This is a genomic window from Enemella evansiae, assembly GCF_002250705.1.
In the GTDB taxonomy this organism is placed as follows: Bacteria; Actinomycetota; Actinomycetes; order Propionibacteriales; family Propionibacteriaceae; genus Enemella; species Enemella evansiae.
The window spans coordinates 40,539-65,756 of record NZ_NMVP01000008.1; the positions used below are offsets into that span (position 1 = coordinate 40,539).

Below are 25,218 nucleotides of genomic sequence, written 5' to 3' on the forward strand. Positions count from 1 at the left end.
TTCGAACACAGTAGCTAATGTTGGACGTAGCAGACGAGAGGAGGTGATCACCAATGACCACCAAGGAACGAGCCGAAGTGTTCGCCGCGATCCGCGCCGAAAGCGACACCATCGCCCAGGCTTCGGCCCGCCAGCTCGTCGCGATCGCCGCCGCCTGCGACACCTACTCCGGCCTCAACACCCACACCGACGAACTCACCGCGAGAGTTCTGCACGGTGAACAGCTCGTCTTCCCCGGCGCGGACGGGACGCCCGGCATCACCGAGTTCTTCCACCTCGAGTTGGCGATGTCATTGGGCTGCTCGCCCGAGACCGCGCAGGTCTGGACCGCCGACGTGCTCAACCTCCGCCACCGGCATCCGATCCTGTGGCAGGCCACCCTCGACTGCGACATTCCCGTGTGGGTCGCCCGCGACATCTCCCGCGCCGCCCTGCAGCTGAACTTCACCCAGGCCCGCGAGTTCGACTCCCTGTGGGCGTTGCGTCTGGTGCCCCTGACCTCGAAGCGAGCGGTCGCGACGACCGAGGCACAGGTCGCGTTGATTCTCAACGATGACAAGGAAGCCGAACGCCAGGCCGCCAAGAAGCACCGCCGCGTGGAGTTCACCCCGAACAGGACCATCGCTGGCATCACCGACCTCTACGCGAACCTCGACGCCGGTGACGCCGCCCAGTTGAACGGGACGCTCGATCGCCTCGCCGACGTGTTGAAGGCCGGTGGCTCCACCGCGTCACGGGACGAACTCCGCGCCGAAGCCCTCGGCCACCTCGCGCATCCCGACCGGGCCCGACAGTTGCTCCAGCCGTCGTTGCTCGACGGTGCGATCGTCACCCCGCAAGGGGATGTGGTGAACCGTGACGGGGAACTCGTCTCCCCCACCAGTGAGCGCTGCCGGCACGGCGCCGAGCTGATCCTGCACATGAACTCCCGCGACCTGGCCAACGGCCGTGGTGGTGAAGGCGAAGCACTCGGACCGGTCACCCTCCAGCATCTGAAAGAACTGCTGGAGCACTGCTCCGGGACCGTGAAAGTGCGGCCGGTCATCGACCTGGCCGCCCCGGTGATGGTGAACACCTACCGACCCAGCGACGAGTTGGCGCAGCGGGTGAAGCTGCGCGACCGGTATGTGATGTTCCCCCGATCGAATCGCAGTGCGTTCGGACGCGGGATCGACCTCGATCACACGGTTCCCGCACCGGAGGGGCCGACCAGCTCCAGCAACCTGGGGCCGTTGAACCGGGCCTCGCATCGGGCACGAACCCACGCCGGATTCCGGGTCGAGCAACCCTCCCCCGGGGTGTTCCACTGGAAAACACCCGCCGGGCAGGAGGCCTGGGTCAGCGCACATGGCACCTGGGACCATCCACCACCCGATCACCTGATCAACGACCCGGCGGCTTCGCTCTCCCGGACCGAAAAGCTTCTCTGGGAGACCCTGTGCAACGGCCAGGCCCAGTTGGAGAAGGAACAGGCCGAAGCCGAACAAGCAGCCGACGAAGCCCGCGAACGCGAGCGGCTCCGCCGCGCCCGCAAGAACCAACGGCTTCGCGACCTACGCCAGGCTGCCCGCGACCAGGCCAACGCGGCCAAGCAGAAGACGGCGAAGCAGAAGGCGAAGAAGTCGGCTCCGCCGGATACTCAGCCTGCCCTGCTATCCAACCAGGGAAGCGAATCCGTCGAACCCGCACCCTTCTGATTCGGTCGGGGCATCGTCCTTCGGTCCGAGCATGGTGTGCCATGCCCCAACCGAACTCCCATGCCCCGACCACAGGAGCGCGCAGTCAACAGCCAACGTGGGAAGGCATCCGTCGCTCGCTCAGCTCAGCCAACGTGGGTTCATCTCGACACGGTCGCTGCGCGACCTACTCGATGAACGTCACTCCGCTGGGCGCAGTTCGCGTTTCAGGATCTTCCCGGATGCGTTGCGGGGCAAGGAATCGGAGAACTCGATGGACTTGGGCACCTTGAACGGCGCAAGGCGCTCGCGGGCGTACGCGGTCAGCTCCTCGACGGTGACCGCGTCCTTCGCCACCACCACCGCATGCACGGCCTCGATCCACTTCGCATCGGGTACGCCGATCACGGCGACCTCCGCAACGGCGGGGTGCGAGTACAACGCATCCTCGACCTCGCGGGAGGCGACCACCACACCACCGGTGTTGATCACATCCTTGATCCGGTCCACAACGAAGATGAACCCCTCCTCGTCGATCCGGACCAGGTCCCCGGAATGGAACCAGTCACCGTCGAACGCCGCCTCGGTCTCCTCCGGCTTGTTCCAATAACCGGTACACAGCTGCGGTGAGCGGTAGACCACCTCACCGGTCCCACCGGGCGCCACCTCCGTACCCTCCGGATCGACCACCCGCAACTCCACGAACAGCACCGGACGCCCCGCCGAATCCGGCCGCTCCACATGCTCCTCCGGCCGCAACACGGTCGCCAACGGCGCGATCTCGGACTGCCCGAAACAGTTGTAGAACCCCGAGTTCGGCATCTTCTCCTGCAGTCGCTGCAGAACCGGCCCCGGCATGATCGACGCCCCGTAATAGCACTTCTCGACCCCGGCCAGGTCCAACCCGGCCAGCGACTCGTGATTCGCCATCGCCACCCACAGCGTCGGCGCGGCGAAGAACGACCGATGCCCGTCCTCGGCCAGCCGACGCAGCACCTCGCCCGGATCCGGTACCTCCAGGATCGTGTTGCACCCACCGATCGCCAGTGCCGGCATGATGAACACGTGCAGCTGCGCCGAATGGTAGAGCGGCATCACATGCAGCGGATCGTCATCGGGCGCGAAGTCCAGCGCGGTCAGGCAGGACAGATACTCATGCACCAACGCCCGATGGGTCATCATCGCCCCCTTCGGCCGCGACGTGGTCCCCGAGGTGTAGAGCAACTGCACCAGATCGCCATCGGCCACCGCCGGCAACTCCGCCGGCAGCTCACCGGTGCGTACCACCGCCCCGAAACTCTCCGGATCATCACGCAGCAGCACCAAACCACCCGACCACACCGACTCCAGATTCCCCGCCAACGCCGGATCCGCCAGCACCAACGAGGCACCGGAATCCTCAATCAGATAAGCCAATTCGCCACCGGTCAACGCATAGTTCAACGGCACATGCACCAACCCGGCCCGCGCACACGCCAGGAAGGCGATCAGATAGGCATCGGAGTTCTTCCCGTACGCCGCCACCCGATCACCGGGGGACAGCCCACGACCGAGCAGGTACGCCGCCCCGCGGCTGGTCGCCTCGTCCAGCTCGCGATAGGTCCACTCCCGGTCGGCGAAGCGGACCGCCACCGCCTCGGGTGTACGCCGCGCGCTGCGGCGGATCAGGCCATCGACGGTGCTGACGCGCGGATCGGTCACGATGTCTCCCCTTCGAGCAGGTACCTGGCCGCAAATATAGGGCGATAGCCTCACCGGGTGGAGGAAATGCGATGACCGGAATCATTCTCGCTGCCGTCATCGGTCTGCTGGTCGGGGTCGCCGGGTGCTTCCTGGCGCTGCGCCCGCGGCTGCTGCGCGACCAGGCCGAACTGGCCAACCGGGAGCAGCGGCAGCTCGAACTGACCGCCGACCTGTCCGACCGTGGCGAACGCCTCGCCGACACCGACCGTCGCCACGACGCATTCATCGGCCAGGCCGCCGACCAGCTCACCGCGCCCCTGCAGGTGCTGGACACCGAGCTCGCCGCCCTGCCCGAGCCGGAGACCGCGCAGCGTGAGGTGCGCCGGATCCGCCGGCTGGCGACCGATCTGTCCACCCTGGCCAGGGTGCAGCGCGGTGAGGTCGACCTCGAGGTCACCGAGGTCGAACTGCGGGCCCTCGCCACCGAAATCGCCGACCGGCTGCGGCCCCAGTTCGAGGCCGCCGGCGGGGAACTCACCCTGCTCCCCGGCGGTACCGCCACCGTGCGGGCCGACCGCCGCCAGCTCGCCCAGGTGCTGATCAACCTGCTCGGCAACGCGCTGCAGGCCAGCGCCGACCAGGCCCGACCGCAGGTGCTGATCGGCGTCTCCCGGACCAGCGTCGACGGTGCCCCGGTCGGTCGGATCACCATCACCGACAACGGTTCAGGGCTGCCGGCCGAGGAGACCGAGGCGGTCTTCGAGCGCTTCCACCGCGCCCCCGGATCGCGACCCGGCCCCGGTACCGGGCTCGGGCTGACGATCTCTCGCGCCGTCATCGACGCCCAGCAGGGCCGGCTCGGGCTCACCTCGCCCGGTCCCGGACGCGGCGCGACCGCGACGATCACCCTGCCGCGCCCGGAGCAGCCCGTCAGCGAATGAGCCAGGGCCGGCGGCGTACGCCGTCGCCGTCGACGAGGACCTCGAGCGGGCCGATCCGACCCAGCAGCACGGTGGTCTCACCCCGGCCGAGATCCGCGACATCCTCGATCAGCTGATCCAGCTGGTCGGGGTCGCTCAACCGCTCATCCACTCGCACCCCGAGCCCCAGCGCCTCCGCCAACTCGGCCGCCTCCGCCTCGGTCGCCGCCCACAGACCGGCCACCCGCTCCGCCCCCAGCGCGGCGAGCAGTGCCCGCCGGTCGAACCCATCCACTGCGACGAACAACAACCGGGCCGGGCACTGCAGGTCGCTCATCAGCCGTGCCAGACCTCGACCAGGCGTACGCCCGCCGGTTCGGCCCAGTCGCCGGTCACCTCGAGCACCGCCAGCGTCGCCGGCGGGTAGCCGCGGGCGATGGACTCCAGCGCCTTCGGCTCCGAGGTCTGCTCATCGGCGAGCGCGTGCGCCAGGGTGGGGATGCCGGGCGCGTGCCCGACCACCAGCACCACCCGCTGGCCCGGGTCGCTCTCCGCGACATGCCGCTCGATCGTCTCCGAACCGGCGTTGTAGAGGTCCTCCAGCAGTTCGAGATCGACCCCCGGATTGAGCCGCTCGGCGGTCTCCCGGGTGCGCAGCGCCGCCGAGCAGAGCACCCGGTCGACGCGCATTCCCTGCTCGGCAAGGATTTCGGCGAGGTGGTCCGCCTGCGAACGGCCGGCATCGGTGAGCGGACGGTCGATGTCACCGCGGCCGGGGGAGAAGTCCACCGCCTGCGCGTGCCGCAGCAACAACAGCGTTCGGTGCTCGTCCATCACATCGACCTCTCAGTCAGGTTTGTGGGCCACCAGCAGATCACGGTTGATCGAGGAATCCACCCGGTGCGCGAACTCCAACCACGGCCCGCCGTCGCGCACCTCCAGCCCGGCGCGCTGCAACACCGCGGCGAGATCCTCGCGGGACAGGCCCAGGGTGTTCCAGCTCAGCCCGAGCGCGCCGCCGGGCACCAGCTGCTCCGCCCAGCCACCCACGGCCTCACCGAGCAACCCGGCTGGGGAGCGATCGCGCGTACCCTTTGGCTCTGCAAGCAACCGCGATTTCCCGGCCACCCCGACCACATCGGTGCGGGATCCGTGCACCACGCCGTAGGGGGCGTCGGCGACGATCGCCTCGAACCGCCGCTTTCCGAACAGGGCCTTGGAATTGCGGGTATCGCCGGTGAACACCGTCAGGCTCGCCCGGCGGCCGCTCGGCAGGGTCGCGGTGACATCGAACCGCTTGCCGATCGACTTGCCCTCCCGGCGTACCGGTGACATCTCGGCGTTGTGCTTGAGCCGCTTGCGCCGCAACCAGGTCTTCCAGAACCCGGCCATCGCCTCGACCGACTTCTGATCGGCCTCCACCCCGGCCGCATCCAACCCGGACAGCCAGGCCACCGCCGCCGTGGTACCGCGGCCGGCCAGCGGATCCAGCACCGTCCACTGCCGATCCCGCGGCGCGGTCACCTGGGACAGCGTCACGTTCAGCAGCAGGCGGGTGAACTGCTCGTTGGTCTTGCCCTGGTACTTCGGGATGGTGACGAAGTCGTCGTCCAACTCATCGACCACGGGTAGCTCCCGGGGCCGGAGAAGGTGGGCGTCGACCTCCTCGAACAGCGCCAACCGGGCCGACTGGCCGGCGACCGTGCGCAGCAGATCCTCACCGGGCGAGGCGTCGAAGGCCAGATAGTCGATGCCCGCGATCCGTTGCGGGGCAACCGAATCCAGCCCGGCGCAGATCTGCAGCTCGGCCGCCGCCAAGCGGTCGGCCGAGCCGGCGTACACCCGATTCGCGGCCGGAGACAACAACAGCAGCAGCCGGGAACTCACGCGGGGGTCGACCTCAGATCAGCTTGTGGTGCGCCTCGAACGAGGTGCCCTTGGCGCGCTCGAAGGAGGCATGGATCTCGGCTTCGGCATCCACCCGGCCGGCCCAGGTGGCACCCTCGACGGACTTGCCGGGCTCGAGGTCCTTGTAGACGGTGAAGAAGTGCTCGATCTCCAGGACCGAATAGGTCGGCAGATCCTCGAGATCCTGCAGATGGTCGCGGCGATGGTCGTCGGTCGGGACGCAGATCACCTTGTCGTCACCACCGGCCTCATCGGTCATCCGGAACATGCCGATCGCCCGGCACTCGATCAGGCAACCGGGGAAGGTCGGCTCCGGGACGAGCACCAGCGCGTCCAGCGGATCGCCGTCCTCGCCGAGGGTGCCCTCGATGAAGCCGTAGTCGGAGGGGTACTGGGTGGAGGTGAAGAGGGTGCGGTCGAGGCGGATCCGACCGGTCTCGTGGTCGACCTCGTACTTGTTCTTCTGTCCCTTGGGGATTTCGACGGTCACATCGAAACGGATGCCCTTCGGCGGTTCGGGGGCGTCCTGGCCGGCCGGGGCGGAGTACTCTTCAGTCACCAATGACCCTCTCTGTGATGTGTACGCCACAGACCATACCGTTACCCCCGGGAGCCAGATGCCAAACAGCCGCCGCGGGAGTGTGATGCTGCGCGCAGGGCTGCTGATGGCAGTCGTCGTGCTGGTCGTGGTGGGCCTGGTCACCGGTGTGGCCCAGTCGCTCGGCCGCAAGGGCCTCTACGCCACCGGGCTCTGGGTCGACGGGGGCGCCTCCACCATCGATCCGAGCATCTTCGACCACGACGAGCAGCCCGCCGGCCTGCCGCCGCAACCCGCGGCGCCGGTGCTGGAACCGGCCACCCCGCAGCCCGGTACCAGGGCGGCCCGGGTCGCCGAGCGGATCGCCGCGGTCGGACCGATCGGCGGCCGGATGATGGGCCAGGTGGTCGACGAGGCCACCGGCGAGCAGGTCTATGCCAACAACACCGGCCAGGTCGGCACCCCGGCCTCCACGCTGAAGACCCTCACCACCGTGGCCGCACTGGACGCCTACGGCCCCGATCAGCGGTTCAGCACCACCGTGCGCCGCGATCCGGCCGATCCGGGCAAGGTCTATCTGGTCGGCGGTGGTGACCCCTATCTGCTCGGCGGCGAACCCGCCGACGGCCGGGCCTCGATCCTCACCCTGGCCCGCAGCACCGCCGAGGCGCTGCAGGCCCAGGGGCAGAGCGGGCCGGTCGAAGTGGTCACCGACAACACCCTGTTCAGCGGGCCCACCTGGAACCCCGACTGGCTGCCCGGTTACCGGGACTACGCCGCCGACACCTCGGCGCTGTGGATCGACGGGGCCCGGATCAACAATCAGGCGATCGGTCCCCGGGACCGCGATCCGGCCCGCGGTGCCGGCAACGCCTTCGCCGCCGAACTCGGTCGTCGGGGTGTGCAGGTGACCGCGGTGAACGCCGGTAGTGCGCCGCAGCAGGCCGCCCAGCTCGCCCAGGTCAAGGGCCTGCCGTTGGAACGGATCGTCGAGCAGATCCTGATCTACTCCGACAACGACGCCGCCGAGGTGCTGTTCCGCCACGTCGGGCGTACCGGTGGCCGCAGCGGTTCGATCGCCGACGCCCAGGCCGCGATGCAGCAGACCCTGACCAGGCTCGGCGCCTGGACCGACGGGATGCGGATCGTTGACGGCTCCGGGTTGGCCCGCAGCAATCTCGCCTCGGTGACCTCGCTGACCCGGGTCGTGCAGCTCGCCGTCTCCGCCGACCACCCTCAGCTGCGGGCGCTGGCCACCGGGATGTCGGTCGCCGGGGTGGAGGGCACCCTGGCCGGCCGCTATCTGGAGGACGGTACCCAGGCCGGCCGCGGGCTGGTCCGGGCCAAGACCGGCACCCTGACCCGGGTGCATTCGATGGCCGGCTACGTCCGCGCCGGCGACGGCGCGCTGCTGGTCTATTCGTTCATCATCAACGACGACCAGAACGAGTACGCCGACCGGGTCTGGCTGGACCGGGTGACCGCGGCGCTGGCGAGCTGCGGCTGCAGTTGACTCCCGGTGGAAGACCTCTGACCACCGTCGCTGTGTGGAACTTTCCACCCCCTTCGCTCTGGTGGAAGTGACTTCCCGACTGATTCGGTAAGGGGCATCCACCACCCCCCACTGGGGCCACCAGGGAGTCAGACATGAAGCTGCGCAAGAAGATCCTCGTCACCGCCGCCGCGACGCTCGCGGTCACCGCACCAACCCTCGCCGTCGTCAACACCGTCGCACCGGCAGCCACCGCCGACGCCGCCGGTATCCCGACCTCCGGGTTGCCGGTGCTCAAGCAGGGCGCCACCGGCAACGCCGTGAAGGCCATCCAGGCCGCCGTCGGCACCGGCGTCGACGGCAGCTACGGCCCGAAGACGGTCGCCGCGGTGAAGGCATTCCAGAAGTCCAAGGGCCTGAGCGCCGACGGCGTGACCGGGCCGAAGACCTGGGACAAGGCACTCGGCGTGGTCCGCTACGGATCCAAGGGCACCGCGGTGAAGGCGCTGCAGGGCCGCCTCGGACTGCAGGTCGACGGCAACTTCGGCCCGAAGACCAAGGCCTCGGTCATCAACTTCCAGCGCACCAACGGCCTGAGCGCGGACGGGGTCGTCGGCCCCGCCACCTGGTCGAAGCTGCTCCGCGGTTCCTCCGGCGGCAGCGGTGGCAGCGGTGGCGGCAGCGGCAGCTGCCCCAACCCGCGCAACTTCGCCAACGGCAAGCTGCCGAGCTCGGCGCTGGTCGCCGTACCCGGCAACAGCAAGGAGCAGATGAGCTGCACCCTGCTGAAGGACTACACCGCGATGAACAACGCCTTCAAGGCCGCCCACGGCGGCCGGGACATCACCGTCAACGACGGCTACCGCAGCCTCGCCCGCCAGCAGTACTTCTGGGACTGCTACAAGACCAAGAAGTGCAACAACGGCAACCTGGCTGCCCGGCCCGGCACCTCCAACCACGGCTGGGGCCGCGCCTTCGACGTCGGCCGGGACGGCCGGGACTGGCTGCACCGCAACGCCGGCAAGTACGGCTTCGTGTTCGACGTCTCCTCCGAGAGCTGGCACATGACCTACAAGCGCTGAGCCAGCAGCGTTCGAGTACGCCCCGGCGGGCCGCGGATTCTGATCCCGGCCCGCCGCGCGTACGCTCGCAGCCATGACAGCCCCGCGAGGAGTGACAGGGATGCTGCCCCCGATCGACTGGGAGCTGGCCATCGGTACCGGTTCCCGACTGATCCCGGCGGGCCCGCAGGTCACCCCTGCCGAAGCGGCCGAGGCGGTGGCCGAGCTCCGCGCCGGCGCCACCCGCGCCCAGCCACTGGTCGCCGAGACCGCCCAGTTGACCGCTCCGCCGGACTCCGCACCGGTGCTCATCGTCGACCGGCGCAGCTGGCTGCGCGCCAACGTCGAATCGATGCGCGGGGTCCTCGGCGGTGACCTGCCCGGCGAGCCGAACCGGCGACCCGGCCGCGGTGGCCGCGCCGCGGCGGTCGAACTGGGCAGCGTGCTGGCCTGGCTCGGTACCAAGGTGCTCGGCCAGTTCGACCCCTTCCACGCACCGGCCGGCCGGCTGCTGCTGGTCGCGCCGAACGTGCTGCACGCCGAACGCCAGCTGGGCGCCGACCCGCACGACTTCCGGCTCTGGGTCTGCCTGCACGAGGAGACCCACCGGGTGCAGTTCACCGCCCGGGCCTGGCTGCGGGACCACCTCCGGGCCGAGATGGACGGCCTGCTGGCCGGGCTGGATCTGAACACCCCGGCCTTCGGTGAGCTGCTGAACCGGCTGCGCAACGACGCCGCCGGCGCCACCCTGCTCGACCTGATCGGCGCCGACGCCACCGACACCCGGAACCGGGTGGAGCGGGTGACCGCGCTGATGTCGCTGCTCGAGGGCCATGCCGATGTGGTGATGGACCGCGTCGGGCCGGAGGTGATCGGCTCGGTCACCCAGATCCGGCAGCGCTTCGAGCGGCGGCGCAGCGGTCGCGGGCTGGACAAGGTGGTACGCCGGTTGCTCGGCATGGACCTCAAGCTCGCCCAGTACCGCGACGGCGCCCGCTTCTGCCGCGCCGTGGTCGACCGGGTCGGTTTCACCGGCTTCAACCAGGCTCTGGCCTCGCCCGCCGAACTGCCGAGCCTGGCCGAGATCCACGACCCGGACGCCTGGCTGCGTCGGATGGGGGTATGAGGGTGGCCAAGAAGGAACTCGGACCCGCCCTGCTGGAACTCGTCGGCGCCGTCGAACACGCCATCGGGGACCGGGAGGCGCCCCTGCTGGTCGGCTGCTCCGGCGGCGCGGACTCGCTCTCCCTGGTCGCCGCCACCGCCATCGTCGCCCGCCGCCGGGGTCTGCCCGCCCGGGCCGTGGTGATCGACCACGGGCTGCAACCCGACTCGGCCGAGGTGGCCGCCAAGGCCGCCTCCCGGGCCGGCAAGCTCGGGCTGGAGGCCGACGTGGTCGCGGTGCACGTCGGCACCGACGGGGGACCGGAGGCCGCCGCCCGGACCGCCCGGCACGAGGCGCTGGCCGCCGTCGCCGAGGAGACCGGTGCCCTGGTGCTGCTCGGCCACACCCTCGACGACCAGGCCGAGACGGTGCTGCTCGGTCTGGCCCGCGGCTCCGGCGCCCGCTCGCTGCGCGGGATGGCGCCCGAACGGGACTGCTTCGTCCGGCCCTTCCTCGGCGTCCGCCGCAAGCTCACCGAGGCCGCCTGCGCCGAGGCCGGCACCAAGTACTGGGACGACCCGCACAACTCCGACGACGCGTACGCCCGGGTCCGGATCCGGCGCAAGGTGCTGCCGCTGATGGAGGACAAGCTGGGCCCCGGCATCGCCGAATCGCTCGCCCGCACCGCCACCATGCTGCGCGACGACTCCGAGCTGCTGGAGCGGCTGTCGCAGCAGGCGGTGCCCGATGACCAGCTGACCGCCGAGCTGCCGCTGGCCGCGCTGCCCGACGAACCCGCACTGCGCCGCCGGGTGCTGCGCCGCTGGCTGGTGGAGCGCGGAGCCGAGCAGCCGGCGTACCGCCAGGTGCTCGCGGTGGACTCGCTGATCTCCGACTGGCACGGCCAGAAGTGGGTCGAGGTGCCCGGGTTGCGGGTGGCCCGACGTGAAAACCGGCTGCTGGTTCTGCCAGACTGACCCTCGTGGATGAGGGACACATCGCAGCCGACCTGACGAACGTTCTCTACACCCGGGAGCAGGTCGCCGAACGGCTGGCCGAACTCGCCAAGGAGATCGACGAGACCTACCGCGACAAGGACCTGTTGCTGGTCGGGGTGCTCAACGGGGCGGTGATGGTGATGGCCGACCTGTCGCGGGCGATGAGCATCCACATGTCGATGGACTGGATGGCGATCTCGTCCTACGGCTCGGGGACCCAGTCCTCGGGGGTGGTCCGGATCCTGAAGGATCTGAACACCGACATCTCCGGCCGGCACGTGCTGGTCGTCGAGGACATCATCGACACCGGTCTGACGCTGAGCTACCTGATCTCCAACCTGCGCTCCCGGGAGCCGGCGAGCCTGGAGATCATGACCATGTTCCGCAAGCCGGAGGCGGCGCAGAACGCGGTCGACGTGAAGTGGGTCGGTTTCGACATCCCCAACGAGTTCGTCGTCGGCTACGGTCTCGACTACGCGGGCAAGTACCGCAACCTGACGTCGGTGGGCACCCTCGCCCCGCACGTCTACAGCTGAACGGCGTCGACCTGGAGGTGCGCGATGGCCTGGGTGGTACTGGTCCTCTCCGGGGTGCTCGAGGCCGTCTGGGCCACCGCGCTGGGCCGCTCGGAGGGCCTGTCCCGATTGGCCCCCTCGCTGGTCTTCCTGGTCGCGGTGGCGCTGTCGATGCTCGGGCTGGGCTATGCGATGCGCACCCTGCCGGTCGGCACGGCGTACGCCATCTGGACCGGGATCGGTGCCTCGCTGACGGTGGCGTACGCGATGGCCACCGGAACCGAGACGGTCTCGCTGATCAAGATTCTGCTGATCATGGGCATCGTCGGCTGCGTGATCGGGCTGAAGCTGCTGCACTGAGGCCGTGGTTGGGTCATATTGGGCACCCCCGGGTAGGGTCTGAGTGCTCATACCCGGGCAATTTTGGTGTACCCAACCGCACTAGGTAGGTCATGAACTTCTCACGCATCTTCCGCGGGCCGGTGGTCTGGATCATCCTGGCCCTGCTCGCGCTGCTGCTCATCCTGGACTTCGCCAAGTCCGTGGACGGGTACACCGAGAAGCCCACCTCCGAGGTGGTTGCCGTGATCAACGGCAACGACCCGCTCAAGGAGGTCACGCTGATCGAGGGCGAGCAGCAGATCCAGGTCAACGTCGATGACAAGACCAAGCTGAAGGCCTACTGGGTCGGCCCGCAGGTCGGCCCGATCGCGGACCGGTTGCAGCAGCGGTCCGCCGCCGGAACCCTGGAGAACTACTCGGTGAAGGTGCCCCAGCCGGGCTTCTTGAACTACGTGCTGCCCAGCCTGCTGCCGTTCCTGCTGATCGGTGTGGTCTTCTTCTTCCTGCTCAACTCGATGCAGGGCGGCGGCTCCCGGGTGATGCAGTTCGGCAAGTCCAAGGCCAAGGTCGCCAACAAGGACACCCCGAAGACCACGTTCTCCGATGTGGCCGGTGCCGAGGAGGCGATCGAGGAGCTGGAGGAGATCAAGGAATTCCTCTCCGACCCGCCCAAGTTCCAGGCCGTCGGCGCCAAGATCCCCAAGGGCGTGCTGCTCTACGGCCCGCCCGGTACCGGTAAGACCCTGCTCGCCCGTGCGGTCGCCGGCGAGGCCGGTGTACCGTTCTATTCGATCTCCGGTTCCGACTTCGTCGAGATGTTCGTCGGCGTCGGCGCCTCCCGGGTCCGCGACCTGTTCGAGCAGGCCAAGGACAACGCCCCGGCGATCGTCTTCATCGACGAGATCGACGCCGTCGGCCGGCACCGCGGCGCCGGTATGGGCGGCGGCCACGACGAGCGCGAGCAGACGCTGAACCAGCTGCTGGTCGAGATGGACGGCTTCGACGTCCGCGGCGGGGTCATCCTGATCGCCGCCACCAACCGGCCCGACGTGCTGGACCCCGCGCTGCTCCGCCCGGGCCGCTTCGACCGGCAGATCCAGGTCGACGCCCCCGACATGAACGGCCGCGCGCAGATCCTCAAGGTGCACGCCCAGGGCAAGCCGATCGCCGCCGACGTCGACCTCCGGTCGGTGGCGCAGCGGACCCCCGGCTTCACCGGTGCCGACCTGGCCAATGTGCTCAACGAGGCCGCCCTGCTGACCGCCCGCAGCGGCCGCAAGCTGATCTCCAAGGGCGACGTCGACGAGGCCATCGACCGGGTGATCGCCGGCCCGCAGAAGCGGACCCGGCTGATGAACGAGCGTGAGCGGCTGATCACCGCCTACCACGAGGGCGGGCACGCCCTGGTCGCGGCGGCGATGCCGGGCACCGACCCGGTGCAGAAGGTGACGATCCTGCCGCGCGGCCGGGCGCTGGGTTACACCATGGTGATGCCCGACGACGACAAGTACTCCAGCACCCGCGGCGAGCTGCTGGACCAGCTGGCGTACATGCTGGGCGGCCGGGCAGCGGAGGAACTCGTCTTCCACGACCCGACCACCGGCGCCTCCAACGACATCGACAAGGCCACCAACGTCGCCCGCGCGATGGTCACCCAGTACGGCATGAGTGACCGGGTCGGCGCGATCCGCCTCGGCAAGGGCGACTCCGAGCCCTTCCTCGGCATGGAGATGGGCGGCGGCGGCAACCGCGACTACTCCGAGGAGGTCGCGGGGGTCGTCGACGAGGAGGTCAAGACGCTGATCGCGAATGCCCACCAGGAGGCGTTCGACGTGCTGCAGACCAACCGTGAGGTCCTCGACGAGCTGGTCCGCCAGCTGTTCGAGCACGAGACCCTGGACAAGCACGCGGTGGCCAAGATCTTCGAGCCGCTGCAGCGCTGGCCGAAGCGACCGGCCTGGACCGGCTCGCCGACCCGGCAGCCCTCGCAGATCCCGCCGGTCACCCCGCCGGAGATGAAGGGCGACCCGCTCGCCGAACCGCCCCAGCCCGCCGGCGGCGTCCAGCTGCCGCCCGGGCAGACCGGTGGCAGCGAACTCCCCGGCCACACGCCGGGGCAGGGCATCCCGGGTGACGAGGGGCCGCGGGGGCCGCAGATCAGCTGACCCACGGGTTTTAACTCGGTCGTGCTAATTTACTGGCATGGCCGGACCCGCTGGACGCCGCCCGCACACCCTCGACCTCATCGGGGCGGTGTGCGTGGCCCTGCTGGGCGCGGGCGTGCTCTGGGTCAGCCTCCGCCATCCGGCCGGGCTGCCCGGTTCCTCCGATCCGGGTGCCGGGCGCACCCCGGCCTGGCTGACCGCGCTGGTGGTGCTGGTCGTCGTCGCGCTGACCCGGTTGGCGCCGCCCCGGCTGCCTCCGGTCCGGGTGCGCTTCACCGGCCCGCCGGTCCGCATCGTCGCGGTGGTGTGGGGACTGCTGGGGTTCGAGGCGATGTTCGTGGCCAGTTCGTGGTTCCCGCCGCTGTTCGGCGACGCCGACTACGTGTTCTGGAAGGTGGTCTGGTACGCCGGGGCCGGCGGTCTGCTGGTGCTCTGGGCCCGGCACCGGGGCCAGCGCCGACACCTCGAACGACCGGCCGCCGGCTGGTGGCCGCTGCTGCCGGTGCTGGTCTTCTGCGCGAGCCTGGTCGGCGGCCCGGCCGCCCAACGGTTCACCAATCCCACCGGCATCGACCCGGTGACGGTGGCGATCATCGCCGCGATCACCGCACTCACCGCCGGGGTGCTCGAGGAGTTCTTCTTCCGGGGCTGGCTGCAGACCAGGCTGCAGGCCCTCGGCAGCGGCTGGGCCGCGGTGGCGATCAGCTCGGTCGCCTTCGCCGGGATGCACCTCGGCTCACACGGCGGCGGGCTCCCGGCGCTCGACAGCGTCGCCTCGGTGCTCGCCAACCAGGGCCTGTCCGGCGTACTGCTCGGCCACCTCGCGCTGCGCTACGGCCGGCTCTGGCCGAGCATCGTGGCGCACATCGGTCTCAACGGCCTGCCGGTGCTCGCCTACCTGGTCGCCCTGCCGTGACGCCAGAGGTTGAACACCGCGGCGGCCAGGCCGCCCCACAGCACGACGATGGCCAGCACCATCATGGCGATCGCGATCGGGGTCATCGGGCCTCCTGAGGGGCGGTTTCGTCATCGGGTTGCGGGGTGCCGTCGGGTTCGGTGGGTGGCTCGTTCACCGCATCGGTACGCCAGGGCAGCAGGGCCAGCAGGAAGCCGAGCACCAGCACCCCGGCGGCCACCCCCCAGCCGAGCGTGCCGAGCAGCCAACCCGGGTATCCCTCATAGGGCTCGGCCACATCGCCGAGGAAGGCCTGGACCAGGTTGACCACCAGCACCAGCGGTGTCACCACACCGAGCAGCACCAGCCACCAGCGCCCGATCGGCACCGAGCCGTTGGCGTTCAGGTGTGCCCGCAGCATCGGGATCGCCCGGATCCCCCAGGTGATCACCAGCATGCTGACGATGGCCACCAGCAGGATGCCGAAGTTGTTGATGAAGTGGTCCAGCACGTCCAGCGCGTACACCGCGGTGCTGGTGCCGAGCAGCAGCATGCTGATCACCGCCAGCGGCACCCCCACCCAGAGGGTGGCCGCCACCCGGGGAAGGTCGAACTTGTCGCGGACCGCGGAGATCGCCACCTCCAGCACGCTGACCAGGGAGGTGATCCCGGCCAGCACCAGGGAGGCGAAGAACAGCACACCGAGCAGCGAACCGGCCGGGGCGGCGTTGATGATCGTCGGGAAGGCGACGAAGGCCATCCCCAGCCCGCTGGCCACCACCTCGGCGACCGGCTTGCCGCTGGCCTGCGCCATGAACCCGAGCGCGGAGAACACCCCGATCCCGGCGAGCAGTTCGAACCCGGAGTTGGCGAACCCGACGACCAGCCCCGAACCGGTCAGGTCGGTCTTCTTCGACATGTAGGAGGCGTAGGTGATCATGATCCCGAAGCCGACCGACAGCGAGAAGAAGATCTGCCCGAAGGCGGCGACCCAGACGCTCGGGTCGAGCAGCGCCGACCACTTCGGGGTGAACAGGGCGTTCAGCCCGTCGACGGCGCCGGGCAGCAGCAGCGCCTGCACGACCAGGGCCAGGAAGACCAGCATCAGCACCGGGATGAACACCACCGAGGTCGCCCCGATACCGCGCTGCACGCCGAGCAGCAGGATCCCCAGCAGCACGATCCAGACCACCGCCAGCGGCCAGGCGGCCTGCGGCACGAAGGTCAGGCTCAGCCCCGGATCGCCGGCCTGCAGGAAGGACTTGAAGAAATAGGACTCGGTGTCCTCACCCCAGGTCCGCCCGATCGAGAACACCGCGTACATGCCGGCCCAGGCGATGATCGCGGCATAGTAGACCGCGATCACCGCGCAGATCAGCACCTGCCACCAGCCCAACCCCTCGCTGCGCCGGGACAGCCGGGCGAAGGACAGCGGGGTCGAGCCGCGGAACCGGTGGCCCAGCGCGTAGTCGAGGAACAGGAACGGCAGCCCGGCGAACAGCAGCGCACACAGGTAGGGGATCAGGAACGAGCCGCCGCCGTTCTCGTAGGCGACATAGGGAAAGCGCCAGATGTTGCCGAGTCCGACGGCCGATCCGATGGCGGCGAGGATGAACACCCGCTGGGAGCTGAAGCCACCTCGGGTGTGCTTGGTGCTCTGGGTCGTGGTCACGGGTGTTCCTCTCTGCTGATCCACCTGCGGGTCGTCCGAGCCTAACGAACCGTCATTTGTCGCGTCGGCGGGTACCGCCCGGGGCCGCTATGCTCCGCTCCATGCGCCCCTTTGATCATGAGCGAGTCAGTGCTGCCGTCCGGGAGCTGCTGCTCGGCATCGGCGAGGATCCCGATCGGAACGGGTTGCGCGACACCCCCGATCGCGTCGCCCGGGCGTACGCCGAGATGTTCGCCGGGATGCGGCAGGACCCGGCCGACGTGCTCGGCACCACCTTCGACATCGCCCACGACGAGATGGTGCTGGTCCGCGACATCGAGGTGTGGAGCTGCTGCGAGCACCACCTGGTGCCGTTCACCGGTGTCGCCCACGTCGGCTACATCCCCGCCGCCGAGGGGCGGATCACCGGGCTGAGCAAGCTGGCCCGGCTGGTCGACGTCTACGCCAAGCGGCCCCAGGTGCAGGAACGGCTGACCACCCAGATCGCCGACGCCCTGGTCGAGCACCTCTCCCCGCGCGGGGTGATCGTGGTGATCGAGTGCGAGCACCTGTGCATGACGATGCGCGGGGTGCGCAAACCCGGGGCCAAGACCGTCACCAGCGCGGTCCGCGGCCAGCTCCGCGACCAGACCACCCGCTCCGAGGCGATGAGCTTGATCATCGACGGGCGCTGATGAGCGGCGAACTGTTCACCCCGGCACCGACCCGGGTGATGGGCATCCTCAACGTCACCCCGGACTCCTTCTCCGACGGCGGCGACTTCTTCGACCACCAGCGGGCCATCGACCACGGCCTGGCGCTGGCCGCCGAGGGTGCCCAACTGATCGACGTCGGCGGCGAATCCACCCGGCCGGGGGTGCGGCGTACCGAACCGGCCGAGGAACTGCGCCGGGTGCTGCCGGTCGTCGAGGCACTGGCCGCCAGCGGCGTACCGGTCTCGGTCGACACCATGCGGGCCGAGGTCGCGCGGGAGACCGTACGCCTGGGTGCGGCGATGATCAACGACGTCTCCGGCGGGCTGGCCGATGAGGCGATGCTGCCCACCGTCGCCGACCTCGGCGTCCCCTATGTCGCCATGCACTGGCGTGCCCACTCCGCCGAGATGGCGAACGCCGCCCACTACACCGACGTGGTCGCCGAGGTCCGCGGTGAACTGACCGCCCGGGCCCGCGCCGCGCTGGCCGCCGGGATCGCCGCCGAGCGCCTGGTGCTGGACCCCGGCATCGGATTCGCCAAGACCGGCGAGCACAACTGGCAGCTGCTCCGGCGCATCGACGCGCTGGCCGAACTCGGCCATCCGCTGCTGGTCGGGGTCTCCCGGAAACGGTTCCTCGGCCAGCTGCTCGCCGACGAGGACGGGCCGCGCCCGCCCAAGGGCCGAGACGACGCCTCGGTGGCGATCAGCACCCTGCTCGCCGCCCACGGGATCTGGGCCGTGCGCACCCATTCGGTGCGCGCGCACCGCGACGCAATTCTTGTTGCCGATCGTTTCCGCTGAGTTTCGGTGAGCGGACTATGTTGGGGCCCTTGCGGGTTCGAGAAAGTCAACCGGAGCAGAGATGTCAGGAGCAGCGATGGACCGGATCACCCTCACCGGGATCACCGGGTTCGGCCACCACGGCGTCTTTGAGCACGAGCGCCGCGACGGTCAGCAGTTCGTCGTCGATGTCTCCCTGGCCCTCGATCTCGCCCCGGTGGCGGCCAGCGATGCGCTCGCCGACACCGTCGACTACGGCGTACTCGCGAACGCCGTGCACGCGGACATCAGCAACGACCCCCTCGATACCATCGAAGCACTGGCGGGCCGTATCGCGACCACCTGCCTGCGGGACCCCCGGGTCACCGAGGTGGCGGTCACGGTGCACAAACCCCAGGCCCCAGTAGAGGTTCCGGTGACCGATGTCGCCGTGACCGTGATCAGGAGCAGATGATGACCCACCCCTTTGCCGTTGACGTCGACACCCTGAGCGGGATGCGCCCGCTGTCCACCGCCGTGTTCGCGCTGGGCTCCAATCTCGGCGACCGCCTGGAGAATCTGCAGGGCGCCCTGGAGGGGCTGCGCAACACCCCCGATGTGATGGTGGTCGACGTGTCCGCGGTCTATGAGACCGCGGCCGTCGGCGGACCCGAGGACAACCCCGACTTCCTGAACGCGGTGGTGGTCACCGAGACCACCCTGCAGCCGCGCACCCTGCTGGAACGCGCGCTGGCGATCGAGGACGCCTACGGCCGGATCCGGGAAGAGGTCGACGGCCCGCGCACCCTCGATGTGGACCTGTTGATCGTCGGCAAGCGCGAGATCGACGAGAAGGCGCTGCGGCTGCCGCATCCGCGCGCCCACGAGCGGGCGTTCGTGCTGGTGCCCTGGCACGAGGTGGATCCGCGGGCCAGCATCCCCGGGCACGGCGCGGTCGCCGACCTGCTCGCCGACCTGGACACCTCCGGCGTACGCCGCCGCGACGACCTGGTACTGGAGGACTGAGCTTGGCCGATCAGCCGGGCATGGGACTGACCCGCCCGCGGGACCTCGCCATCGCCGCCCTGGTGGGCGGGGTGGCCGGCTGGTTGCTGGTCCGCAGCATCGAAGCGGCTGCCGGGCAGCCGCCGCAGCTGCCGTGGGTCGGCCCGTTGGTGCTCTGGTTCGTGGCCGCCCTGGTGGCCGGGCTGGCCTGGACCACCTGGCGGCGGATCCAGGTGCGCCGCGAGCGGATCGAGCCGGAACGGGCGGTCACCTTCCTCGCCTTCGGCAAGGCCTCCGGGATCGGGGGAGCGGCGATCGCCGGCGGGTACCTGGTCTTCGCGCTGCTCGCGATCGGCCATCTGGACGCGGAGGGGCCGCAGCAGCGGCTGGTACGCGGGTTGGTCGCCGCGGTGGCCGGGGTCGCCATCGGGGCCGCCGGATTGTGGCTGGAACGCGCCTGCCGGGTACCGGATCCGCCCGAGGGTGAGGACGAGGCGGCCCGCGAGGCCTGAACGATCAGGCCCGCACAAAAGGCCCGGTCAAACAGTGGGTGAAGACTCACCGACGGGCGCGTTGCGGCTGTCCGGGAGCGGTTCTGGGCAATAGAATCCGGGCTGTGAGCACCAAGCAGCAGCCGGGCCGTCGCGGCCGAGAAGTGTCCTCCCTGCACCGGGTCACCCAGGTCGTGCTCGGCGTGGGCACCCTGCTGGCGCTGGCCGCGGCCTTCGGCCCCGTCTGGGTCGCCCGCGTCGGCGTCGTGATCGCCGTGCTGGCCGCCCTGTTCGCGGTCCGCTTCGCCTGGGCCGAGCTGAAGCAGGCCCGCGCCGACCACGCCAGGGAACAGGTCGCCCAGCTGCGCGCGCACCGCGAGCAGCTGTCCGCCGAACGCCGCCAGAGCAGTGAGGTGGTCGCCGCGCTCAGCGCCCACAACGAGCAGGCCGATCAGCGGATCGTCACCCTGCAGTCGACCATCGGTTCGCTGCGCGGCGAGCTGTCGACCCTGCGCGGCGACCATGCCGCGCTGACCGCCGGCCTGGCCGAGCGGGACCAGCGGATCGCCCAGCTGGGCCGGGACCTGGCCACCCGGGAGGCCGAGCTGCAGGCCCTCCGCGAGACCGAGGACGCCGCCGAGGTGCTGCCGATGCCGCGGCACGCCGCCGTCGCCGACTGGGATGCGTTGCCCAGCGCCGAGGATCTGTGGTCCGACGGCAACCATCCGACGGTCGTCGATCTGCAGCAGCTCGCCTTCCCCGAGGCCCCGAGCACCGAGGCCAAGAAGCAGGCCTGAGCCCCCCTGCTGCGATCCATCGAACCGTGCGTGCACCAGTCGCATGCTGGGGGATGCGCGGGGTGTACGCAGGGATCGATGGATCGCGGATCGGGCGGCGGGTGGCTACTTCGCCACGTCGCCGATGACGTAGCCGATCGAGGCCAGCGCGGCCTCCACCTCCTCGCTCGGGCAGCCGAGCAGGATCTCCTCCAGTGCGGCGACGTGATGGAACGAGGGGCTGCGCAGCTTCATCCGCCACGGCGTCTTGCCGCCGCGGGAGACCAGATGGAAGCCGGCGCGGCCCAGCGGCGCCTCGATCGGGGTGTACGCCGAACCCTCCGGGAGCTTCACGATCTTCGGCAGCTTCACCGCGACCGGCCCGGTCGGCAACGCATCGCAACAGGCGGCGACCAGCGCCGCGGAGCGCTCCAGTTCGGCGGCCAGCAGGGCGAAGCGGGCCGCCGCGTCACCGCCGCCGGGGATCGCGGCCGGGGTGAGCAGCTCGCGCAGCTCGGCGTACGCCAGATAGGGCGCGTCCACCCGCAGATCGAGGGGTACGCCGCCGGCGCGGGCCAGCGGCCCCGACAGTCCGAACGAATCCACCTGGGCCGCGCTCACCGGAGCCACCCCCGCCCCGGGCCGGGTCGCGGCGAACCGGTCGCCCAGCGCATGGGCCAGCGCGGTCAGCTCCTCGGTCAGTGCCACCTCGGCCCGCAGCCAGTCCGCGTCCGGGTCGCAGGCCAGGCCGCCGAGCCGGGCCGCCATCGGATGGATCCGATTCCCGGTCAACCGCCGGGTCTGCTCGCGCAGCGCCTCGCGCGCCCGGCGGAGGCGATCCAGCAGGGCGGGGTCGTCGCGGACCGGCCAGCCGAGGAAGCCGAGGTGGCTCAGGGCGCGGGTGTGCTCGGCGAGCAGGGTGCGCAGCCAGGTCGCCCGGGGGGCGGGTTCCAACCGCAGCAGCTCCTCGAAGCAGAGCACCGCGGCCAGCTCCCCGAAGAAGGGGGCCTGCCAGTCGTGCCGGTCGGCGAGCATCAGGATCTGACGCGGATCGCGGACCTCGAACAGCTTCTCCACCCCGCGATGCATCGCCCCCGGTGCGATCCGGGCCCGGGTGATCACGCCGTCGGCGGTCTCCAGCCGCAGCTCCAGCAGCCCCGCGCGGGTGGGGTGGTCGACCCCCAGATCGAGCAGCACGGTGTGCGCATCCACCGGTACCCCGGCGGCCAGGGCTCCGATCAGGACGCGCTGCTGGGGATGGCTCACCCGCTCATTCTGGCAGGTGGTGGGCGACCAACCAGAAGTCGCCGAAGCGGGCCGGGTCGGCGAGCACCGCGTACTGGCTGCGCAGTGCCAACCCGGCCAACCCGGTCGATGGTTCGGTGGGCCGGGCCAGCTCGCGCAGCCGGGTCAGCTCCAGCCGGCGGGCCCCGGTCGCCTCGACCGCGGCGGCCAGCGAATCGACCGCCACCGCGGCGGTCCAGTTGGTGTCGGCGGTGTGCCCGGGTTCGGGGCGTACCGACCGCCCGTCCCGGAAACCGGTGAAGCTGCCGGTGTCGGGTCGGGTGCTGCGGGTGTGTCCGTAGTCGAGGCAGATCATCGTGCTGCCCGCGGGCAGTCGCTCGGCCCACCAGGCCCAGGCGCGATCGCGGGTCCGCCCGATCTCGCGGGCCGCACCGTGCGGCCACCAGCGCGCCAGCCAGTCCCGGTCGGCGGGGGCCAGCGTCGCGGGGTCGGTCAGCTCGTCCAGCACCGGGCAGGGCAGATCGTCCAGCCATTCGACCGCCAGGAGCAGGCCGGGACCGACCAGTTCGGCGAGCAGGTCCGCCAGGCCCGGGTCCCAGTCCTCGGCACCGGTGTCCCAGAACGACTGCCAACCGCGGACCCCGGGCAGTTCCAGCGGCCGGGTCTCGACGGCGTGCCGCGCGGCACCCGGAAGGCGCCGGCCGAGTGCGGACAGCAGCACACCGTCACCGGCGCCGACCTCGACGACCCACCGGGGCGGGTCCACGGTGCGGGTCAGCAGATCGGCCAGGGCATCGGGGCACAGGCTGCTGGGGGTGTCGAAGTGGGTTTTCGGTCGGTTTCGCAGCCAGAAATCGGATTGCCGCCATTCTGCGTACCAATTCCCGAACAATGTTCTCATTTCGTCGTGGTCAGGTTGCGACGATGACACCACCGCAATAGGCTTCTGTATACATCATCTTCCTCTTCCCTAATCAAAGAATCAGTGAGGGCCACAATGGCGCAGCGAGTCCAGGTCGTGTTCGAGGACGACGTCGACGGTTCGGTTGCCGATGAGACCATCCGTTTCGCGGTCGACGGCGTGGAGTACGAGATCGACCTTTCCGAGAAGAATGCCACCAAGCTGCGCAATGCGTTCGCGCCCTGGGTCGGCAACGCCCGCCGGGTCGCGGGTCGTCGGCGCACCGGTGCCAGGCCGCAGCGCGGGTCGGCCAGCGAGATCCGTGCCTGGGCTGCCGAGAACGGCTTCGACGTGTCCGCCCGCGGCCGGGTGCCGGCGGAGGTCCGCGAGGCCTACGAGCGCGCCCACAAGTGATCGGCCGGGCCCGGTGAACTGAGCCGGCAATGGCCGAACCCACATTGCCGGAGCCCTATTCGGACGCGGTCCGCGCACTCTATTCGGGAAATCTCGACGACTTCGTCGCGACGCGAACCGCCCTTGCCCGGACCGCGACCCAATCCGATGACCGGGCCGTGGCCGCGCAGATCAAGAAGCTGCGTAAACCCACCCGGGGCGGTTGGTTGCTGAATCTGCTGGCCGCCGACGATGGTGAACTCGTGCAGCAGGTGCGGCAGTTGGGTGCGGAATTGGCTGCGGCGCATCGCGATTCCGATGCGGCGGCACTGCGCCGGCTGACCGCGGAGCGGGGCCGGTTGCTGCGCACTGCCGGGGCCCGGTTGGCCGAGCTCGGCGCCGCGCATGGCTGGCAACCGACCCAGAGCGCCCTCGCCGAGGCGACCGAGACCCTGCAGGCGGCGCTCGCCGACCCGGAGCTGGGGGAGCGGATCGCCGCCGGTGCGATGGCGGCCACCGTCCGGGCGGCCGGTTTCGGGCCGGTCGACCTGTTCGCCCCGCTCGCCTGTGGGTTTTGGCGGTGCTTGGCGGCTTTTTGTTGTCGCTATGTGTCGTGACTGTCTACCAGCTGACCGCTGACAGCAGTCCGTTCGGGAAGAGTCATTCGGGGGTGACATGTCGGGCCACGGCCCAGTTTTTACCCGGTTATGTGGTCGTTGCCGCGCATGCGCACGGCGACGACTAGGCCGGAAGCGGCGGTGAGTGCAGCGACGGTCGAAATGGCATCGGGAATCCCGTACAGGTCTGCGAGGAGGCCCGACAGGAGTGCCCCTACGGCGAAGCCGCCGTCACGCCAGAGCCGGTAGATCCCGACGGAGCGGGCCCGCCAAGCGGGGTGGGCGACGTCGCCGATTGCGGCCAGGAGGGCGGGGTAGACCATGGCCGTTCCGAGCCCGAGGAGGACTGCGGCGATGAGCCAGGGCCCGAAACTGTGGGAGGCGGCGACTATGGCGAGTCCCGCGGCTTGGACGATCATGCCGGTCACGATGAACCATTTGCGTCCCCATCGGTCTGAAGCGGCACCGGTGAAGAGCTGCCCGGCGCCCCAGACCGCGGGGTAGGCGGCGGCCAGGATCCCTACCTGGTTCAGGTTTAGTCCGGAGCTGACGAAGAGGACCGGGAAGAGTCCCCAGGCGAGGCCGTCGTTGAGGTTGTTCACCAGTCCTGCCTGGCTGGCTGCGGAGAGTGAGCTGTCTTTGAAGCTGGTGAGGGTGAAAATCTGGCCCGTGGTGAGGCCGGCGTCGGCACTGTTGTGTGTACTGACGTGCTGGGAGGCTTCGGCCTTGGCATGGTGGTGGGTCTCGCGAACGGTCAAAACTGACAGGCCTAACCCGAGGGCGATGTAGGCGGCTCCGAGGAGGAACGGGCCGGGCCGGAGCCCGTATGCGGAGGCGATATACCCGGTCGCCAGGGCAGTGACGGCTACGCCGAGGTACCCTGCTGCTTCGTTCAGACCCATGGCGAGACCGCGCTGTTTCGGACCGGTCAGGTCCATCTTCATGATCACGGCCGTGGACCAGGTTAGACCTTGGCTAATGCCGAGGAATACGTTCGCCGCGACGATCCATCCCCACGACGGGCCGAAGATGAGCATGAGCGGAACAGGGATCGCTACCAGCCAGCCCGCGACGATGACGGGTTTGCGGCCGTACCGGTCTGAGAGGGTTCCGGCGAAGTAGTTGGTGGCGGCTTTGGACAGTCCGAAGGCGAGGATGTACGTCAGCGCGCTTGTGTACAGGTCCAAGTGGAAGACCTGCTCTGCCAGCAGCGGAAGCACGGTGCGCTCCTGGCCCAGCGTCCCGCCCACCAGGGCGTTCACTGTCACCAGCAGCATGAACTGCGCCAGGTTCTGTCGCAGGCCCAGAGCGAGACCGGCGGAGTCGAGGGTCCTTCCCGCCTTTGTTCTGGCCATTCCGGTGTG

General features: G+C 69.9%; 28 protein-coding genes. 18 read left to right on the plus strand and 10 right to left on the minus strand.

What is annotated here, in order from left to right:
• Positions 1 to 53: 53 nt before the first annotated feature.
• Complete coding sequence (locus tag BI335_RS07395; protein ID WP_094430086.1) at positions 54 to 1,697, plus strand: hypothetical protein; 1,644 nt, start codon at positions 54 to 56, stop codon at positions 1,695 to 1,697.
• A 180-nt stretch (positions 1,698 to 1,877) separates the two neighbouring features.
• Here the strand turns inward: BI335_RS07395 and BI335_RS07400 are convergent, their stop codons facing one another.
• Positions 1,878 to 3,377, minus strand: a complete 1,500-nt coding sequence (locus BI335_RS07400) for a fatty acyl-CoA synthetase (RefSeq protein ID WP_094430087.1) — start codon at positions 3,375 to 3,377, stop codon at positions 1,878 to 1,880.
• Positions 3,378 to 3,448: 71 nt separating this feature from the next.
• On the opposite strand from BI335_RS07400, the gene BI335_RS07405 reads away from it, so the two are divergent.
• A complete protein-coding gene (locus BI335_RS07405) occupies positions 3,449 to 4,300 on the plus strand; it encodes a sensor histidine kinase (protein WP_094405013.1) in 852 nt (283 codons plus the stop codon).
• Here BI335_RS07405 and BI335_RS21350 read toward each other — a convergent pair.
• Genes BI335_RS21350 through BI335_RS07425 form a run of 4 tightly spaced genes read right to left on the minus strand, consistent with a single transcriptional unit; the run spans position 4,290 to position 6,689 of the window.
• Entirely contained in the window at positions 4,290 to 4,616 is a 327-nt protein-coding gene (locus tag BI335_RS21350) for a hypothetical protein (RefSeq protein ID WP_094405014.1), read from the minus strand. The genes BI335_RS07405 and BI335_RS21350 overlap by 11 nt on opposite strands.
• Positions 4,616 to 5,113 carry a SixA phosphatase family protein gene (locus tag BI335_RS07415; protein WP_094405015.1) on the minus strand — a complete coding sequence of 166 codons (498 nt, stop codon included), beginning with the start codon at positions 5,111 to 5,113 and terminating at the stop codon, positions 4,616 to 4,618. The genes BI335_RS21350 and BI335_RS07415 overlap by 1 nt, the downstream gene beginning before the upstream one ends.
• Before the next feature lie 12 nt (positions 5,114 to 5,125).
• Complete coding sequence (locus BI335_RS07420) at positions 5,126 to 6,166, minus strand: TRM11 family SAM-dependent methyltransferase (RefSeq protein WP_229117719.1); 1,041 nt, start codon at positions 6,164 to 6,166, stop codon at positions 5,126 to 5,128.
• A 13-nt stretch (positions 6,167 to 6,179) separates the two neighbouring features.
• Entirely contained in the window at positions 6,180 to 6,689 is a 510-nt protein-coding gene (locus tag BI335_RS07425; protein ID WP_407644086.1) for an inorganic diphosphatase, read from the minus strand.
• A gap of 142 nt (positions 6,690 to 6,831) precedes the next feature.
• Between BI335_RS07425 and dacB the strand changes: the two genes are divergently transcribed.
• The 8 genes from dacB to BI335_RS07465 all read left to right on the plus strand — a co-directional run bounded on the left by dacB (position 6,832) and on the right by BI335_RS07465 (position 15,319).
• A complete protein-coding gene (dacB, locus tag BI335_RS07430; protein ID WP_172421781.1) occupies positions 6,832 to 8,238 on the plus strand; it encodes a D-alanyl-D-alanine carboxypeptidase/D-alanyl-D-alanine endopeptidase in 1,407 nt (468 codons plus the stop codon).
• 134 nt (positions 8,239 to 8,372) lie between these two features.
• Positions 8,373 to 9,299 carry a peptidoglycan-binding protein gene (locus BI335_RS22365; protein WP_094405017.1) on the plus strand — a complete coding sequence of 309 codons (927 nt, stop codon included), beginning with the start codon at positions 8,373 to 8,375 and terminating at the stop codon, positions 9,297 to 9,299.
• Positions 9,300 to 9,372: 73 nt separating this feature from the next.
• Complete coding sequence (locus BI335_RS07440) at positions 9,373 to 10,404, plus strand: zinc-dependent metalloprotease (RefSeq protein WP_229117720.1); 1,032 nt, start codon at positions 9,373 to 9,375, stop codon at positions 10,402 to 10,404.
• On the plus strand, positions 10,401 to 11,360 hold the full coding sequence (tilS, locus tag BI335_RS07445) for a tRNA lysidine(34) synthetase TilS (RefSeq protein ID WP_229117721.1): 960 nt from the start codon (positions 10,401 to 10,403) through the stop codon (positions 11,358 to 11,360). The genes BI335_RS07440 and tilS overlap by 4 nt, the downstream gene beginning before the upstream one ends.
• A 5-nt stretch (positions 11,361 to 11,365) precedes the next feature.
• A complete protein-coding gene (gene hpt, locus BI335_RS07450) occupies positions 11,366 to 11,917 on the plus strand; it encodes a hypoxanthine phosphoribosyltransferase (protein WP_094405020.1) in 552 nt (183 codons plus the stop codon).
• A gap of 24 nt (positions 11,918 to 11,941) precedes the next feature.
• Positions 11,942 to 12,256, plus strand: a complete 315-nt coding sequence (locus BI335_RS07455; protein WP_094357830.1) for a DMT family transporter — start codon at positions 11,942 to 11,944, stop codon at positions 12,254 to 12,256.
• 92 nt (positions 12,257 to 12,348) lie between these two features.
• Positions 12,349 to 14,403 (plus strand): ATP-dependent zinc metalloprotease FtsH, encoded by a 2,055-nt coding sequence (gene ftsH, locus BI335_RS07460; RefSeq protein WP_094425730.1) that lies wholly within the window; start codon positions 12,349 to 12,351, stop codon positions 14,401 to 14,403.
• 37 nt (positions 14,404 to 14,440) lie between these two features.
• On the plus strand, positions 14,441 to 15,319 hold the full coding sequence (locus BI335_RS07465) for a CPBP family intramembrane glutamic endopeptidase (protein WP_094425732.1): 879 nt from the start codon (positions 14,441 to 14,443) through the stop codon (positions 15,317 to 15,319).
• Here BI335_RS07465 and BI335_RS07470 read toward each other — a convergent pair.
• On the minus strand, positions 15,298 to 15,405 hold the full coding sequence (locus tag BI335_RS07470) for a methionine/alanine import family NSS transporter small subunit (RefSeq protein WP_094357824.1): 108 nt from the start codon (positions 15,403 to 15,405) through the stop codon (positions 15,298 to 15,300). The genes BI335_RS07465 and BI335_RS07470 overlap by 22 nt on opposite strands.
• Entirely contained in the window at positions 15,402 to 16,970 is a 1,569-nt protein-coding gene (locus BI335_RS07475; protein ID WP_094405023.1) for a sodium-dependent transporter, read from the minus strand. Before BI335_RS07475 ends, BI335_RS07470 begins: the two co-directional genes overlap by 4 nt.
• A gap of 101 nt (positions 16,971 to 17,071) precedes the next feature.
• On the opposite strand from BI335_RS07475, the gene folE reads away from it, so the two are divergent.
• The 6 genes from folE to BI335_RS07505 all read left to right on the plus strand — a co-directional run bounded on the left by folE (position 17,072) and on the right by BI335_RS07505 (position 20,719).
• A complete protein-coding gene (gene folE, locus BI335_RS07480; protein ID WP_229117722.1) occupies positions 17,072 to 17,644 on the plus strand; it encodes a GTP cyclohydrolase I FolE in 573 nt (190 codons plus the stop codon).
• On the plus strand, positions 17,644 to 18,468 hold the full coding sequence (gene folP, locus BI335_RS07485; protein WP_229117723.1) for a dihydropteroate synthase: 825 nt from the start codon (positions 17,644 to 17,646) through the stop codon (positions 18,466 to 18,468). The genes folE and folP overlap by 1 nt, the downstream gene beginning before the upstream one ends.
• A 76-nt stretch (positions 18,469 to 18,544) precedes the next feature.
• Entirely contained in the window at positions 18,545 to 18,901 is a 357-nt protein-coding gene (gene folB / locus BI335_RS07490; RefSeq protein WP_208109434.1) for a dihydroneopterin aldolase, read from the plus strand.
• Positions 18,901 to 19,452 (plus strand): 2-amino-4-hydroxy-6-hydroxymethyldihydropteridine diphosphokinase, encoded by a 552-nt coding sequence (gene folK / locus BI335_RS07495; protein ID WP_094357817.1) that lies wholly within the window; start codon positions 18,901 to 18,903, stop codon positions 19,450 to 19,452. The genes folB and folK overlap by 1 nt, the downstream gene beginning before the upstream one ends.
• A 2-nt stretch (positions 19,453 to 19,454) precedes the next feature.
• On the plus strand, positions 19,455 to 19,943 hold the full coding sequence (locus tag BI335_RS07500; protein WP_094357815.1) for a DUF3180 domain-containing protein: 489 nt from the start codon (positions 19,455 to 19,457) through the stop codon (positions 19,941 to 19,943).
• Between the two features lie 104 nt (positions 19,944 to 20,047).
• On the plus strand, positions 20,048 to 20,719 hold the full coding sequence (locus tag BI335_RS07505; protein WP_133626709.1) for a hypothetical protein: 672 nt from the start codon (positions 20,048 to 20,050) through the stop codon (positions 20,717 to 20,719).
• Between the two features lie 105 nt (positions 20,720 to 20,824).
• On the opposite strand, the gene BI335_RS07510 is transcribed toward BI335_RS07505, so the two are convergent.
• Entirely contained in the window at positions 20,825 to 21,964 is a 1,140-nt protein-coding gene (locus BI335_RS07510; protein ID WP_094405027.1) for an NADH-quinone oxidoreductase subunit D-related protein, read from the minus strand.
• A 4-nt stretch (positions 21,965 to 21,968) separates the two neighbouring features.
• Positions 21,969 to 22,844 (minus strand): hypothetical protein, encoded by an 876-nt coding sequence (locus BI335_RS07515; RefSeq protein ID WP_133626708.1) that lies wholly within the window; start codon positions 22,842 to 22,844, stop codon positions 21,969 to 21,971.
• Positions 22,845 to 22,940: 96 nt separating this feature from the next.
• On the opposite strand from BI335_RS07515, the gene BI335_RS07520 reads away from it, so the two are divergent.
• Both BI335_RS07520 and BI335_RS07525 read left to right on the plus strand, forming a co-directional pair.
• Positions 22,941 to 23,258, plus strand: a complete 318-nt coding sequence (locus tag BI335_RS07520; RefSeq protein WP_094357807.1) for a histone-like nucleoid-structuring protein Lsr2 — start codon at positions 22,941 to 22,943, stop codon at positions 23,256 to 23,258.
• A gap of 29 nt (positions 23,259 to 23,287) precedes the next feature.
• Complete coding sequence (locus tag BI335_RS07525) at positions 23,288 to 23,854, plus strand: hypothetical protein (RefSeq protein WP_094405029.1); 567 nt, start codon at positions 23,288 to 23,290, stop codon at positions 23,852 to 23,854.
• Between the two features lie 80 nt (positions 23,855 to 23,934).
• On the opposite strand, the gene BI335_RS07530 is transcribed toward BI335_RS07525, so the two are convergent.
• On the minus strand, positions 23,935 to 25,209 hold the full coding sequence (locus BI335_RS07530) for an MFS transporter (RefSeq protein ID WP_094405030.1): 1,275 nt from the start codon (positions 25,207 to 25,209) through the stop codon (positions 23,935 to 23,937).
• Between the last annotated feature and the right edge of the window lie 9 nt (positions 25,210 to 25,218).

What these genes read in the sequence shown, in the direction of transcription:
- BI335_RS07395 (WP_094430086.1), top strand. Translation starts at nt 54, where the DNA reads ATGACCACCAAGGAACGAGCCGAAGTGTTCGCCGCGATCCGCGCCGAA.
- BI335_RS07405 (WP_094405013.1), top strand. Translation starts at nt 3,449, where the DNA reads ATGACCGGAATCATTCTCGCTGCCGTCATCGGTCTGCTGGTCGGGGTC.
- BI335_RS21350 (WP_094405014.1), bottom strand. Translation starts at nt 4,616, where the DNA reads ATGAGCGACCTGCAGTGCCCGGCCCGGTTGTTGTTCGTCGCAGTGGAT.
- BI335_RS07415 (WP_094405015.1), bottom strand. Translation starts at nt 5,113, where the DNA reads ATGGACGAGCACCGAACGCTGTTGTTGCTGCGGCACGCGCAGGCGGTG.
- dacB (WP_172421781.1), top strand. Translation starts at nt 6,832, where the DNA reads ATGCTGCGCGCAGGGCTGCTGATGGCAGTCGTCGTGCTGGTCGTGGTG.
- BI335_RS22365 (WP_094405017.1), top strand. Translation starts at nt 8,373, where the DNA reads ATGAAGCTGCGCAAGAAGATCCTCGTCACCGCCGCCGCGACGCTCGCG.
- BI335_RS07440 (WP_229117720.1), top strand. Translation starts at nt 9,373, where the DNA reads ATGACAGCCCCGCGAGGAGTGACAGGGATGCTGCCCCCGATCGACTGG.
- tilS (WP_229117721.1), top strand. Translation starts at nt 10,401, where the DNA reads ATGAGGGTGGCCAAGAAGGAACTCGGACCCGCCCTGCTGGAACTCGTC.
- BI335_RS07455 (WP_094357830.1), top strand. Translation starts at nt 11,942, where the DNA reads ATGGCCTGGGTGGTACTGGTCCTCTCCGGGGTGCTCGAGGCCGTCTGG.
- ftsH (WP_094425730.1), top strand. Translation starts at nt 12,349, where the DNA reads ATGAACTTCTCACGCATCTTCCGCGGGCCGGTGGTCTGGATCATCCTG.
- BI335_RS07465 (WP_094425732.1), top strand. Translation starts at nt 14,441, where the DNA reads ATGGCCGGACCCGCTGGACGCCGCCCGCACACCCTCGACCTCATCGGG.
- BI335_RS07470 (WP_094357824.1), bottom strand. Translation starts at nt 15,405, where the DNA reads ATGACCCCGATCGCGATCGCCATGATGGTGCTGGCCATCGTCGTGCTG.
- folE (WP_229117722.1), top strand. Translation starts at nt 17,072, where the DNA reads ATGCGCCCCTTTGATCATGAGCGAGTCAGTGCTGCCGTCCGGGAGCTG.
- folP (WP_229117723.1), top strand. Translation starts at nt 17,644, where the DNA reads ATGAGCGGCGAACTGTTCACCCCGGCACCGACCCGGGTGATGGGCATC.
- folB (WP_208109434.1), top strand. Translation starts at nt 18,545, where the DNA reads ATGGACCGGATCACCCTCACCGGGATCACCGGGTTCGGCCACCACGGC.
- folK (WP_094357817.1), top strand. Translation starts at nt 18,901, where the DNA reads ATGACCCACCCCTTTGCCGTTGACGTCGACACCCTGAGCGGGATGCGC.
- BI335_RS07515 (WP_133626708.1), bottom strand. Translation starts at nt 22,844, where the DNA reads ATGAGAACATTGTTCGGGAATTGGTACGCAGAATGGCGGCAATCCGAT.
- BI335_RS07520 (WP_094357807.1), top strand. Translation starts at nt 22,941, where the DNA reads ATGGCGCAGCGAGTCCAGGTCGTGTTCGAGGACGACGTCGACGGTTCG.
- BI335_RS07525 (WP_094405029.1), top strand. Translation starts at nt 23,288, where the DNA reads ATGGCCGAACCCACATTGCCGGAGCCCTATTCGGACGCGGTCCGCGCA.
- BI335_RS07530 (WP_094405030.1), bottom strand. Translation starts at nt 25,209, where the DNA reads ATGGCCAGAACAAAGGCGGGAAGGACCCTCGACTCCGCCGGTCTCGCT.